Origin of the sequence: Meiothermus sp. (assembly GCF_026004075.1) — a bacterium.
Taxonomy (GTDB): Bacteria; Deinococcota; Deinococci; order Deinococcales; family Thermaceae; genus Meiothermus.
In genome coordinates, this window is the sequence record NZ_BPIK01000002.1 from 437751 (window position 1) to 450556 (window position 12806).

A 12806-nucleotide genomic window follows, 5' to 3' on the forward strand; every position below is an offset into this window, starting at 1 on the left:
TTTACCCTCGGGTGGGGTGGGGTGGATGTAAAACCTCGCGCAATTCGATTAAGAGCTGCGGCAGCTCGGCCAGGGCCGGGGGCTCTTCGGAACCCGAGACCAGCAACAGCTCGGCCCCCAGGCGCTCGAGGTACTCCACACCCCGCTCAAAGCCCCGCATAAGCTCGTGGTGGCGCACCAGCAGGCGGTCGCGGGTGGGGCCTTCGGTGCTGGGCTTGGCTAAAAAACGCTCGAGCTCAGCCAGTTGCGGCAGCAGCTTACGCAGGTCTCGCCCGTACTGCTGGGCCGGTTTGAGCGCATCGTGCAGATGGGGCAGCCGCCCCCCCAGCCGCCCAATCTCGGCCAGGGCGGCCTCCAGCCGGTGGGCCTGCTCTTCTTGCGCGGGTGGCAGGTTCCGGCTGGCCCCAAACACCCAGACCAAAAGCCCCACCGCCAGCAACAAGAGCATCAGCTCCAACAGGGCAATACCGGCCATGTTGCCTTAAGGATACGCTATAGGTATGCCCTGGCAGTACGTACCCCTGCTGCACCACCTGGAGGAGCTCTATCGGAAGCCTCGAGACCCCACGCGCTTCCGGGCCTATCTAGCCAAGGTATTGAACGCCCAGGGCGACGACGTGGAGCTGGTGCCCCTGATTGCCGCCAACCCCATGGCCAAAGAACACGCACTGGCCTATGTGCAGGAACTGCTGGCCTTGCAGGCCGAGGCCCTGGCCCAGTCTGCGATGGAGGAGGCCGCCCAGCAGCTACCCGCAGTTCAGGCCCAGCTCAAGGTTTCGCTCACGGTGCTGGACGATGCCAGGGGCGGCTGGACCCACCGCTACACCACCCAAAAAGGGTTATGGGGGCTGAGCGAGCGGGAGCTGGCCCTCGCCCACCGCTACGGCTGGGTCTCAATTCCTTGCTGGACTTCCGAGAAGCCCTCCCCCGAGTACATCCGCCAGCAGACCCGGCTGCACCTCTATCAAGCAGCTTGGTCGTACCACCAGGCGATACCGAAAACGCTACGAGAAATCCTGGTCTACGAGGGCCAGGCCCTGCGGTTTGCCGGTGCGGTGCAGTGGCTCGACGACGAGGAGCTGGCCTACACGCGGGCGGTGCTCGAGCCCCACCTCGACAGCACCCACTACCCCACCCTGCTGGTAGCCCTCGAGGGCGACCCCGCCGCTCAGGCCCTGGGCTACCCGCCGCTGGGACTCTCACCCAAAGCCGGTCTTGCTTTAGCTTTAGCCGAAGCCACCACCCACAACTCTAGCTAGTCCAAAAGCAATAACCCCCGATTTGCTCGGGGGTTCTGCCTGCTTTCAACTATCCGCAATCAATGCTGTAACGCGCCCTACGCCATCCCCAGCTCGCGCTTGAGGCGGGCCAGGTCGTCTTCAACGGCCTTGTTGCTGCCCAGGCTTTCCAGCTCCTTCTCCACGTCGCTTTTGTCCAGCTCCGAAAGGGCCGCGTGCTTGTCCTCCATGGCCTCGATGCGGCGCTCCATGTCCTCGAAGGCCTCCACCGCGCTGTGGGCGTCTACCTTGGACTCGAACCTGCGCACCGTCTCGGCGGCCTCCACGCCCTTCTTGCGGGCAATGAGCAGGGCTTTCTTGGCCTCGGACTCCTGAATTTTGCCTTCCAGGGCCTTGAGCTGGGTGGTGAGCTGGTTGACCAGGGACTGTTGCTGGGCCACCTGCTGGGCAAAGCCATCGGCCAGGGCCTGAGCCTGCTGTTTGCGCTTGAGAGCCTCGCGGGCCAGGTCTTCGCGCTCGCCCTTGAGGGCCTCGGCGGCTTTTTGCTCCCAGGCCCGCGCCTGCTCGGCGTAGCTTTGCTGCTCGCGCTCGAGCTTCTTCAGCTCGGCCATGGCCTCGGCCACCTCCATCCGGGCCTCGCGCAGCGTGGAGCGCATATCCTCCAGGGCCTGCTCGATGATTTTTTCCGGGTCTTCGGCCCGTTTAATCAGATCGTTGATATTGGCCCGAATCAGGCGGGAAAGGCGGTCGAGAATACCCATAGTTGTTCCTCCTGCAACCCAGTGTAGCGCACCCCCACCCCCCTCACAACCTCCGCCGCGCACAAAGCCGGGTTTTGCCGGACAAACGCCCCAAACGGCGCTTCACCACTCGGGGTCGTCTTTTTTTGTTGGCCGTATTTCAAACTCGCCCTCGAGCGGGTTGTACACCGGCTCCCAGTCCCTCTTGCCCGGCGAAAAGGTCTCCTGGTGCGGGTTGTATTTCGGCGGCGCAGGAATAGCCGAAAACTCGCCGTTGGTTGGCAGATACGAGAACCCGTTGCCCGCTGGGGCAAACTCGTGGCGGTTTTGGAAGGGGTTGTACCGCAAAACCCAGTCTTCTGGAACCATCTCGAATTTATTTGTGTAGGGGTTGTACTTCTGAACCAACTTTGCCATCTTTAAAGCTTACTCCACTCATAAGATGCTTTTTGGTCACAACAGCCAGCCCCCAGACGGCCGCCAAGCTTTCCAGGGCAGCCGTTTAGGGGGTGACTCCAATCCCCTTACGGGGCTTTTACTATCGCCAAGCGCCAGTACCTCCAAGAGGGGGATGAGGATAGTTTCAATCCCCTTACGGGGCTTTTTGTTTGCAACGCAAGCGCCGGTACACGTGGGGGCTTTCGTCCACGTCACGTTTCAATCCCCTTACGGGGCTTTTTGTTTGCAACCCGGTTATCCCGGCTTGTTCTGTCCAGCGCACTGGCTTCAAGTTTCAATCCCCTTACGGGGCTTTTTGTTTGCAACCCCAGCGCCCACACCGCATACTGACTGGCCTCGCCAGTCAGTAGTTTCAATCCCCTTACGGGGCTTTTTGTTTGCAACGAGCGCCCTGCCACCGTCCGGCGCTACAAGCGGGCTGCCCACGTTTCAATCCCCTTACGGGGCTTTTTGTTTGCAACTGCAGGTTAGGGTCGGAAGAGGACATGCGCCCCGAAACTGTGGTTTCAATCCCCTTACGGGGCTTTTTGTTTGCAACTGCCGGGCGGCAAACACGAGGAACAAGACCGGTTGTTGGAGGTGGTTTCAATCCCCTTACGGGGCTTTTTGTTTGCAACGGGAAGATGTACCCAATGTCGCCGTCATAATCAGCACCGGGTTTCAATCCCCTTACGGGGCTTTTTGTTTGCAACCCCAGTCACCGTGGCCCACTTCTGCAAGCGCTCGGCGTCGTCGTTTCAATCCCCTTACGGGGCTTTTTGTTTGCAACTGAACCCGTTAGAGCGAACCATCGACACTATGAGCCGGCTCAGTTCGTTTCAATCCCCTTACGGGGCTTTTTGTTTGCAACTCACATGGTCCGAGGGTGCTGGTGCACAAGCCTCTGAGGCTTTGGGTGTTTCAATCCCCTTACGGGGCTTTTTGTTTGCAACAGCATACCCCGTTAAACGCCGTGCTGTACAGGGGTGCTGGAGGGGGTATTTATGAGAAAATGGAGTTATCCACAGCCCCCCTGTGGATAACTGGGGTAAAAAGTGCGTTTTTTGCGATGAGGGCTTACTTTCCCACACTTTTAGATTTTTTGTGGCGTGGGTTTGCCTTTTTCATCGCAAAAACTGGCTTTCAAAGTGCGCTGTCGAATTGCTCGACAACAGCATTATAGCATTTTGCGCAAAACATAATGGGTTATTTGGTGAAAGTGTTTCCATGCTGTGCTGGACTGGCTTCAGGCTAGGTTTAGTGTGGGGTGGGGTGCGATCGCGCAGGCATTTTTGGCGGGTTGGGCGGGGTTTACGCTCGTTGTAACGGGTGTCGGGCGGGGGCGGGTGGGGGTAGTATTTGGGCATGGTTGCCGATCTTTCTCCGGCCCAGGTGCGGGCGGCCATCCAGCAATACCTGCTGGACGCGCTGCCCAAGCCCGAGGCGGCTACCCGCCTCGAGCTGGCCCAGTTTGCCCGGATGCTGCGCGACTACCCCGAGCGCGGCGGCAAAATGCTGCGGGGTACGCTGCTGGTGTACACCGGGCTGGCCTACGGGGCTTCGCTGGCGGGGGTGCTGCCGGTTGCGGCGGCGCTCGAGCTTTTCCAGAACTGGGCCCTGATTCACGACGACATCGAGGACGCCTCCGACGAACGGCGCGGCAAACCGGCTTTGCACAAGCTGTACGGGGTGCCGCTGGCCCTCAATGCCGGTGACGCGCTGCATGCCCGGCAGTGGGCCCTGCTGGTGGAGGCGGGGGCTTCCCGGGCGGTGCTGCTCGAGTTCGTGCACATGGTGGAGCAAACCGCCCAGGGGCAGCATCTGGAGATGAGCTGGATGGAGGGGCAGCGCTTCGACCTAGGCGAGCCGGACTACCTGGAGATGGTGGGCCAGAAGGCTGCCTACTACACCGCGGTGGCCCCGCTGCGGCTGGGGGCGCTGGCCGCCGGGGCAGAGCCGCCCGCCGCCTTCAGCGAGGCCGGGATGAAGCTCGGCATCGGGTTTCAGATTGTGGACGACGTGCTCAACCTGATGGGCGACCCCGCCAAGTACGGCAAGGAAATTGCCGGCGACCTGTGGGAGGGCAAGCGCACCCTTATTTTGCTGCGCTTTTTGCAGCAGGCCAGCCCCGAGGAACGCCGCCGGGCCGAGGCCCTGCTGCGCATTCCCAGGGAGCAAAAGCCGGCCCCGGAGGTGCAGTGGCTGCACCAGCGGCTGTTGCAGTCGGGGGCGGTGGCCCATGCCCAGCAGGTGGCCGAGCGGCTGCTGGCCGAGGGGCTGGAGGCGCTCGAGCCGGTGCTGCGCGGGGCCCCACGGGGTGCTTATGGGGCGCTGGTGCTGGAAATCCTGCAAAGCCTGGTGCGGCGGGAGGCGTAAGCCCGCCCATAGTAATCCAGTCCAGGTTTACTAGCGCTATAAAAAGTAAACTGCAAGCATGGAACCCAAGCCCTTTGAAATTGGCCTCTACACCTTTGTAGAAAACACCCCCGACCCCTACACCGGTCGGCTTCAAGACCCCGCCCAGCGCATGCGGGACTTGCTCGAGCAGGCCCATCTGGCCGACCAGGTGGGGCTGGACGTGTTTGCGGTGGGCGAGCACCACCGCGAGGAGTACCTGGCCTCGGCCCCGGCGGTAATTCTGGCCGCCATTGCCGAGCGCACCCGGCGCATCCGGCTCACCAGCGCCGTGACCGTGCTCAGCTCCGACGACCCGGTGCGGGTCTTCCAGCAGTTCGCCACCCTGGATCTGCTCTCGGGGGGCCGGGCCGAGATTATGGCCGGGCGGGGTTCTTTTATCGAGTCGTTTCCGCTGTTTGGCTACGACCTGGACGATTACAGCGCGCTGTTTGAGGAGAAGCTCGAGCTTTTGCTAAAAATCCGCGAGCAGGAGCGCGTCACCTGGAGCGGCCGCTTCCGCCCCGCCCTGCACGACCAGCCGGTTTATCCCCGTCCGGTGCAGAACCCCCTGCCGGTCTGGGTGGCGGTGGGCGGCACACCCCAGTCGGTGGTGCGGGCTGCCACGCTGGGTTTGCCCATGGCCCTGGCCATTATCGGCGGGATGCCCGAGCGCTTTGCCCCCCTCTTCGACCTCTACCGCCAGACCGCCCGGCGGCTGGGCCACGCCCCCCAGCCCCTTTCCGTCAACTCGCACGGCTTTATCGCCGACGACCCCCGGGAGGCCCTCGAGCTGGCCTACGCCAGCAGCAGCTACATCATGAACCGCATCGGACAGGAGCGCGGCTGGCCCCCCCAGAGCCGCGCCCAGTACGAGGCCTCCACCGGCCTGCGCGGGGCCAACTTTGTGGGCCACCCCGAGCAGATTGTCGAGAAAATCCTGTTCCAGCACAAAATTTTTGGCCACCAGCGCTTCTTGCTCCAGCTCACCGTGGGCACCCTCCCGCACCGCAAGGTTCTGCGGGCCATCGAGCTGCTCGGCACCGAGGTAGCGCCGGTGGTGCGGAGGGAGATCGCCTCCAGAAGCAACGCAAGCGTTGCCACGATCTGAACGCTTCAGCGCCGCACCGCCAGGGCCACCCCCAGCGCGGCCAGGCCCATCCCCAGCAGGGCTAGCCCCCCCAGCCGCTCGCCGAACAGAAAATAGGCTTCCAGCGCGGTGGCCGGGGGCACCAGGTAAAACAGGCTGGCCACGCGGCTGGCCGAGTTGTGCCGGATCAGGTACATCAGGAGCAGAATGGCCCCCACCGAGAGCACCAGCACCAGCCAGGCCATGGCCAGGATGAACTGCGGCGTCCACTGGATCTGCATGGTCTCGCGAAAGAGCAGGGACAGGACAAATAACCCCGCTGCCGCCGCCACGTACTGCACCACCGTCCCGCCAACTAGGGGCATCTGTACGGCAAAGCGCTTCTGGTACAGCGTGCCCAGGGTGGTGGAGAGCAGGGCCAGGACGATGGCCACAAACGCCGAGGGCTCGATGTGCAGGACTCGAGCGCCCAGGGCTTTCTCCCCCACCACCAGCCCCACCCCCCCAAAGCCCAGCAGCAGGCCGGCCCACTGCACCGCGCTCACCCGCTCCCGTAGCAACGGCTGGGCCAGGAGGGCGGTCAGGATGGGCTGCAAGCCCACAATCAGGGCCGCCAGCCCGGCCGGCATCCCCCTCGAGATGGAAAAAAACACCCCGCCCAGATAGCCCGCGTGCAGCAGCAGCCCCGAGACGCCGATGTGCAGGTTCAGGGCCCAGCCGCTGGGCCAGGCCGAGCGCAGCACCCCGGCCAGCGCCGCAAGCAGCCCCGCCACGATCAGCATCCGCACCCACAAAAAGGTGAAGGGCTCGGCGTAGGGCAGCCCAAACTTGGCCCCCACAAAGCCGGTGCTCCACAGGAGCACAAACAGAAGGGGCGCTATGGTCGCAAGCCTCAACCTAGACCCCCATCCCCTGCAGCAGCCACAGCGCCGCCATGCCCAGCAAAAGCGTAAGCAGGATGTTCTTGAAGCGCCAGGCCACCACGGCTGCAATAATTCCGGCCAGCAGGCGCTCGTTGTCCAGCCCCAGCGCCCACTGCCCTTTGGGGGCCAGGAGCGCGGGCAAGACCAGCCCAGCCAGGGTAGCCGCCGGCACGTAGCGCAGGGCCTGTTGCAGGCTGGGGGGCAGGCTGAAGCGCTCGAGCATCGCCAGGGGTATGTAGCGCAGGGCAAAGGCGATCAGGGTCATGCCCAGCAGGGTGATCCAAAGCTCTATGTCACTCACTGCGCACCCCCATCCGGTTTTCCAGCCAGACCCCCGCCCAGATGCCGGCCAGGGCCCCAATAAACAGGCCCGAGCGGTAGGGCAGGCCCATCAGGGCGGTAGACACCAGCCCCCCCACCAGGGCCGCCAGGAGGCTGGGCCGGCTCTGCACCGCGGGCACCAGCAGCACCAAAAAACACAGCGGCACCGCAAAGTCCAGCGACCAGGCCTCGGGCAGCCGCGCCCCCAGCAGCGCCCCCAGGTAGGTACAGGCCACCCAGCCCAGCCAGAGCACCGCCCCTATGCCCAGGTAGAACCAGGGGGTGAGGCGCGGGCCCAGTTTGTCGTACTGGTTGAGGGCCAGGGCGAAGTTCTGATCCACCATCAGGAAGGCGGCCAGCAGCTTCATGCGCCCGGACAGGGCCTCCAGCGGCTTGGCCAGGGCGCTGCTGTACATCAGGTAGCGCAGATTAACCACCAGGGTCGCCAGCCAGACGAAGAAGATGGACGCCCCCGCCCCCATGAGCTGCAACGCCACGAGCTGCGCGGCCCCGGCATACACCAGCCCCGACATCAGGGTCACTTCCACGGCGTTCAGACCGGCCTTGATGCCGGCAATGCCGGTAACCAGGCCAAAGGGCACGATGCCCACTGCAACCGGCAGCGAGGCCAGCGCGCCCCGCCAGAAAGCCGCTCGAGGGGTGGAGGGAAGCGCATCTACAGCCATGCTTTCATCTGCTCCTCGGTCAGGTTGGAGCCGCACAAAACGGCCGCTACCCGCTTACCGGCAAATAGGGCGGGGTTCTCCTGTATGGCCGCCAGCCCCGCTGCGCCGGAGGGCTCGAGCACCAGGCCCAGGTGGGTATGGGCCCGCCGCATGGCCTCGAGCAGGGCCGCATCGGTCACCAGCAGTACCTCGTCCACCAGCCCCTCCATATCCTGCAGGGCCTCGGGAATGGGCACCCGCACCCCAATGCCGTCGGCGATGGTGTGGATGCGCGGGTGCTGCACAAGAGTGCCCGAGCGCCAGGACTCTGCCATGGCCGGAGCGCCGGCAGCGCCCACCCCCACCACCCGTACCTCCGGGGCCAGGGCCTTGACCCAGCGGGCCACCCCGCCCAGCAAGGCCCCGTTGCCCAGGGGCACCACCACCGCCTCGAGCGGCCCTTGGTACTGCAGAAGCTCCACCGCAATGCTGCCCGCGCCCTCGGAGATTTCGGGCTCCTTGCCGTCCTCCACCATCCAGGCCCCGGTCTCCTGGCAATAGCGCTTGGCCTCGAGCTTGGCCGCGTCGAAGTCTTCGCCCACCAGGCGCACCTCGGCCCCCAGGGCCCGCATGCGTTCGACCTTGAGCGGGTTGGCGTTGACCGAGGCATAAACCACCAGCGGTAGCCCGTGCTTGCGGCAGGCATAGGCCATGGCCTGCCCGAAGTTGCCGGCGCTGGCACAGACCAGTTGCCGGGTGTCGCCGCGCTCCACGACCTTGGAGATGAAGTAATCGGCCCCCCGCCCCTTGAAGCTGCGGATGGGGTTCAGGGTCTCGACCTTGACCACCAGCTCCAGGCCCAGCATCGCGCTCAAACTTTCGGCGGGGAACTGGGGCGTGTTTAGAAAAACCGGATCAATGACCTGGGCCGCCTGCTGGATGTTTTCGAGCTTCAGCCGATGGGGAATGTCCGAGACCCCAAGCGCGGTTCGCATATAGCTCGAGCCATTGGCTTCACGGGCTAGGAAACCCCGATCCACCAGCTCGCGGCGCAACAAGGCCCAGTCCTCGAAAGTGTGCCAGGCTTTCAGGAGGAGATTGATTTGCGTCTCGTTATAACTTTGACCCGACTGGAATTTCGCCGCCAGATATTCGATCACCGCCGTTTTCTCGGCGGGCTTTGTAGGCCAGCGCACCACCTGGCCTAGGGGGTTGAGCAGGGGTCGCAATCGAAGATACGATGCCGGTTGGGCCGACTTGGTTTCTGCCATGGGACTATCCTTTCAACCGGGCCAGGGCGTTGTGAAAGTGGCGGTACAGGCGTTGTTGCGCGGCTTCCACATCAGCGCTTTTTATGGCTTCCATAATGCCCTGGTGCTCCTCCACCGAGACCAGCCCCAGCTTGGGACTGCCGAAGTAGGCCAGCTCGAGGCGGTGGTGCTTCACCCGCAGGCCGCGGATGATCTCTATCAGTTCGGGATTGTCGCAGTGGCGCACATATTCATCGTGAAAAGCCGCATCGGCTTCTACCGCTGCAGGAATGTCGGCATTTTTGAGTGCAGACTGGAGCGCCCGGTTGGCTTTGCGCATGGTACTCAAGCTGGCTTTATCCAGCCACGGAAAAGCCAGCCGCAGGGCCAGCCCGTCCAGCACCGCCCGGATGGGATAAATTTGCTCGGCTTCTTTCAGGTCTACCGGCCTGACCCGTGTCCAGCGGTTTTTGGCGGTCTCGACCAGCCCTTCATCCTCCAGGCGGCGCAGGGCCTCGCGCACCGGGGTGCGGCTCACGCCCAGGCGCAGGGCCAGCTCCTGGTCACGCAGTTGTTCACCCGGCTCGAGCACCCCCTGCACAATCCAGTCACGCAGTTGGGCATACACCGACTCGCGCAGGATGGGGCGCTCGAGGGTCAGGGTGGTTTCGGGGATGGGCATATTTTGCCTTTCGGTTCGGAATGTTGTGCCTGTACCTACTCCGCCAAGGTGTGCTGAGCTATAGCGAGACCCTCGCGGTTTGGTGAGATGTAATATATCACACCCTGCTCTCAGGCGCGGCCAGCCGGGCAAACTGGGGTTGGTAATGATAGGCTGAACCCGATGGCTTATACGGTTCAAGGCCCTTCTGGAGAGGCTGCCAAGGCTTTTGGGGCCTACTACACCGACGCAACCGTCGCCGACTTTCTGGTGCGCTGGGCGGTGCGTGCGCCGGCGGATACCGTCCTGGATCCTTCCTTTGGCGGGGGTGTTTTTCTGCACGCAGCGCTCCGGCGGCTCTTGCAACTGGGCGGCAACCCGAGAAATCAGATCTTCGGTATCGAAATTGACCCTGCCGTTCACGTCCAGACCCAGAAAGTTCTGGCCGAACAGGGCGGTATCTGCCCCTCCAACCTGATTTGCAGCGATTTCTTCGAGGTATCGCCGGGCTGGATACCCGCCCCCACCGCCGTGGTGGGCAATCCACCCTTCATCCGCTATCAGCGTTTCTCAGGGGAGGGGCGGGCCCGGGCGTTGGCGAAAGCCGCCTCCGAGGGTGTTGCGTTGAGCCAGCTATCGAGTTCCTGGGCGCCATTTCTGGTACATTCGGTGGCCCTGCTCTCGAAGGGTGGGCGCTTGGGCATGGTCATCCCCACGGAACTCCTGCACGCCGCCTATGCCAGACCGCTGCTCGAATACCTGGCGGGCCGTTTTGAACGGATTACCCTGGTCACTTTTAGAGAACGGCTTTTCCCCCACCTGAGCCAGGACACCCTGCTCTTGCTTGCCGAGGGAAAAGGCGGCCAGGCTTCCCAATTCCATCTGCTCGATTTAGCAGCGCCCTCCGACCTGGAAAAACTCGAGCCCGGTCGCTGTCAAACCCAGCCTATCGAAGCACAGGAGCTGGCCTCAGGCCGCACGAGAGCCATCGAATACTTAATTCCGCACAACGCCAGGGCGCTTTACCAGGAGTTAAGCCATTCCCCCCTGACCACGCGCTTGGGCGCACTGGCAGATGTGGGCATTGGCTACGTCACCGGGAACAACCTGTTTTTTCACCTGAGCCCCGGCCAGGTTGCAGAATGGGGCATTCCACCCCAGTACCTCAAGCCCGCTGTGCGAAGGGCTCGAGGGCTCAAGGGTCTAAGGTTTAGCGAAAGAGACTGGCAGGAAGCCCTGCCAACCGGAGAAGCAGGGTATCTGCTGCATATATCCAGCAATGAAGATCTCCCAGATGGTTTACGGCGCTACCTCGCACACGGCGAAAGCCAGGGCGTACACCAGGCCTACAAATGCCGCGTTCGCGAACCCTGGTACAGCGTCCCCCAGGTCTACCCGCCGGATGCCTTTCTCACCTACATGAGCGGCAACTACCCGCGGCTGGTGGCCAACGACGCCCGCGCCGTAGCCCCCAATAGCCTTCACGTGCTGCGCCTTCGCTCAACCCAAGGGCGTGCGGGTAACCTGGCGGGCCTGTGGCAGACCTCCCTCACCCGCCTGAGCGCCGAGATTGAAGGCCACGCCATGGGGGGCGGGATGCTCAAGCTCGAGCCCGGCGAGGCAGAAAAAGTGGTGCTGGCCGCGCCCGGCCTGCCCCCAGAATCGCTTTTGGCCCTCTCCCAGGAGCTGGACTCGCTGGTGCGCGCGGGCCGTATCGAGGCTGCCCAGAACCTGGCCGATGAGGTGGTTCTTGTCCAAGGACTCCGGCTGACCAGGGCAGAAATTGGGCTTTTGCGCAGTGCGACAAAAGCCCTCCAGGAGCGTCGGTATCTCAGATAAACCGTTTCATACGCACTCTCCTACTCCCTTCGGTCGGCTTGTACCCCTCACCCTCGATTACAAAGGTGAAGGGTTCAAGCGGAACCGGTATCAGCGCGTTTCTAGCCTGACCCCTACGGTGGTACGCGGTTTGAATCCTGGCAAGCTGGGATTCAGGTAATTCGCCGGCTCGAGATTATTTTGCAAAAAGCGCGCGAAAAAAGCGGTGGCAAAGTGCTTGACCAGGTCGTGGGCGCGCTCCATGTCCCACACCGGCTCAAAGCAGCGCCAGTAGTCCTCTTCCCTACCCCGCACCTCGGGGGGGCACTCCACAAAGGGGTTGTGCTGGGCGGCGGCCAGGCTCAGGAGGTACTTATCCTGCGAACCGGCCTGGCGGAAGTACTCCAGCGCGTCGCGCCGGTAGGTGGCCACATCGTCGGCTTCGCCCGCCGCTACAAACAAAGGAACCCTGAGGTTAGCTAGCGAGCGGGCCCCAATCCAGGGCTGACCGTAGGGGGCCATGGCGAACACCGCCTTGATACGGGCGTCGGGCTTGGCGGCGTTCAGGCCGCGCTGGGCCTCGAGCTGCGCAAAAAAGGGCTGGGCAAAACAGGGCCCCTCGTTGTTGCTGGCCCAGCAGTATTCGTTCAAGGCCGCACCATCCAGCCCCGCACCGGCTGCGTTGATCACGCTGTAACCGCCATAGCTGTAGCCCAGCAGCCCCACGTTGCCGGCGTCTGCACTCGGAATCTGCTGGGCCACCGCGCCGATGGCAAACAGAATATCCAGCGGCCTGTCCACAATGCTGCTGATGTAGTTTGGCTGGGTCAGGGTCTGGTAGGTTGAACCGGGGTGGTCGAGCGCGGCCACCACAAAACCCCGGCTGGCCAGATGCTCATTCAGGTAAGCAAACTGAAAGCGGGTGCCGGGCTGGCCGTGCGAGGCCACAATCAGCGGGAACCTGCCGCTGGCGGGCGCGGCGTCCCGGTTGGCGCGTCCGGCAATCCGAACCGGGGTCTGCCCGATCACGCTCTGGTACACCGTGTTCTCTTGGGTTCCGCTGGCAGGGTACCAGACCTCGACGGTAATGCTTCGGTTTTGACGGCCTGGGTCGGTGAGTTGCAGGGTTCTGACCCCCACCACCGCGCTGCCTCGAGCTGCCAGGGGCGGTGCGTCCGGGCGTTTCACGTTCACTCCTTGGGCCATCGCTAAGCCGCTCAAAAGCAGCACCGCTGCCAGGCGCTTCAGCATCCCTTGCACAGATTCCT

13 protein-coding genes and 1 CRISPR repeat array are annotated in these 12806 nt (G+C 63.4%); of the genes, 4 read left to right on the top strand and 9 right to left on the bottom strand.

Features of this window, described 5'->3' with window-relative positions; genetic code table 11:
* Position 1 precedes the first annotated feature (1 nt).
* On the bottom strand, positions 2-475 hold the full coding sequence (locus Q0X18_RS14560) for a hypothetical protein (RefSeq protein ID WP_297563626.1): 474 nt from the start codon (positions 473-475) through the stop codon (positions 2-4).
* Positions 476-500: 25 nt separating this feature from the next.
* Here Q0X18_RS14560 and Q0X18_RS14565 point away from each other — a divergent pair, with 25 nt between their 5' ends.
* Positions 501-1259 (top strand): hypothetical protein, encoded by a 759-nt coding sequence (locus Q0X18_RS14565; protein ID WP_297563628.1) that lies wholly within the window; start codon positions 501-503, stop codon positions 1257-1259.
* Between the two features lie 77 nt (positions 1260-1336).
* On the opposite strand, the gene Q0X18_RS14570 is transcribed toward Q0X18_RS14565, so the two are convergent.
* The gene (locus Q0X18_RS14570; protein ID WP_297563629.1) at positions 1337-1999 is read right to left on the bottom strand and encodes a PspA/IM30 family protein; all 663 of its coding nucleotides are present in this window, start codon (positions 1997-1999) and stop codon (positions 1337-1339) included.
* Positions 2000-2101: 102 nt separating this feature from the next.
* On the bottom strand, positions 2102-2395 hold the full coding sequence (locus Q0X18_RS14575) for a hypothetical protein (RefSeq protein WP_297563631.1): 294 nt from the start codon (positions 2393-2395) through the stop codon (positions 2102-2104).
* 95 nt (positions 2396-2490) lie between these two features.
* Positions 2491-3369: a CRISPR direct-repeat array (repeat unit 35 nt; unit sequence GTTTCAATCCCCTTACGGGGCTTTTTGTTTGCAAC).
* 412 nt (positions 3370-3781) lie between these two features.
* On the opposite strand from Q0X18_RS14575, the gene Q0X18_RS14580 reads away from it, so the two are divergent.
* Together Q0X18_RS14580 and Q0X18_RS14585 are read left to right on the top strand one after the other, a co-directional pair.
* A complete protein-coding gene (locus Q0X18_RS14580; RefSeq protein ID WP_297563634.1) occupies positions 3782-4792 on the top strand; it encodes a polyprenyl synthetase family protein in 1011 nt (336 codons plus the stop codon).
* 58 nt (positions 4793-4850) lie between these two features.
* Positions 4851-5921, top strand: a complete 1071-nt coding sequence (locus Q0X18_RS14585; RefSeq protein WP_297563636.1) for an LLM class flavin-dependent oxidoreductase — start codon at positions 4851-4853, stop codon at positions 5919-5921.
* A 5-nt stretch (positions 5922-5926) separates the two neighbouring features.
* On the opposite strand, the gene Q0X18_RS14590 is transcribed toward Q0X18_RS14585, so the two are convergent.
* The 5 genes from Q0X18_RS14590 to Q0X18_RS14610 are packed head-to-tail and all read right to left on the bottom strand — an operon-like array spanning position 5927 to position 9741.
* Complete coding sequence (locus Q0X18_RS14590) at positions 5927-6796, bottom strand: DMT family transporter (protein ID WP_297563638.1); 870 nt, start codon at positions 6794-6796, stop codon at positions 5927-5929.
* A 1-nt stretch (position 6797) separates the two neighbouring features.
* Positions 6798-7124 carry an AzlD domain-containing protein gene (locus Q0X18_RS14595; RefSeq protein ID WP_297563640.1) on the bottom strand — a complete coding sequence of 109 codons (327 nt, stop codon included), beginning with the start codon at positions 7122-7124 and terminating at the stop codon, positions 6798-6800.
* The gene (locus Q0X18_RS14600) at positions 7117-7830 is read right to left on the bottom strand and encodes an AzlC family ABC transporter permease (protein WP_297563641.1); all 714 of its coding nucleotides are present in this window, start codon (positions 7828-7830) and stop codon (positions 7117-7119) included. Before Q0X18_RS14600 ends, Q0X18_RS14595 begins: the two co-directional genes overlap by 8 nt.
* Positions 7821-9080, bottom strand: coding sequence for a pyridoxal-phosphate dependent enzyme (locus Q0X18_RS14605; protein ID WP_297563644.1), 1260 nt, complete (start codon positions 9078-9080; stop codon positions 7821-7823). Before Q0X18_RS14605 ends, Q0X18_RS14600 begins: the two co-directional genes overlap by 10 nt.
* A gap of 4 nt (positions 9081-9084) precedes the next feature.
* Positions 9085-9741, bottom strand: a complete 657-nt coding sequence (locus Q0X18_RS14610) for a GntR family transcriptional regulator (RefSeq protein ID WP_297563645.1) — start codon at positions 9739-9741, stop codon at positions 9085-9087.
* Positions 9742-9903: 162 nt separating this feature from the next.
* Between Q0X18_RS14610 and Q0X18_RS14615 the strand changes: the two genes are divergently transcribed.
* Complete coding sequence (locus Q0X18_RS14615; protein WP_297563647.1) at positions 9904-11559, top strand: N-6 DNA methylase; 1656 nt, start codon at positions 9904-9906, stop codon at positions 11557-11559.
* A 90-nt stretch (positions 11560-11649) separates the two neighbouring features.
* On the opposite strand, the gene Q0X18_RS14620 is transcribed toward Q0X18_RS14615, so the two are convergent.
* Positions 11650-12789 carry a hypothetical protein gene (locus Q0X18_RS14620; RefSeq protein WP_297564007.1) on the bottom strand — a complete coding sequence of 380 codons (1140 nt, stop codon included), beginning with the start codon at positions 12787-12789 and terminating at the stop codon, positions 11650-11652.
* Positions 12790-12806: the final 17 nt, after the last annotated feature.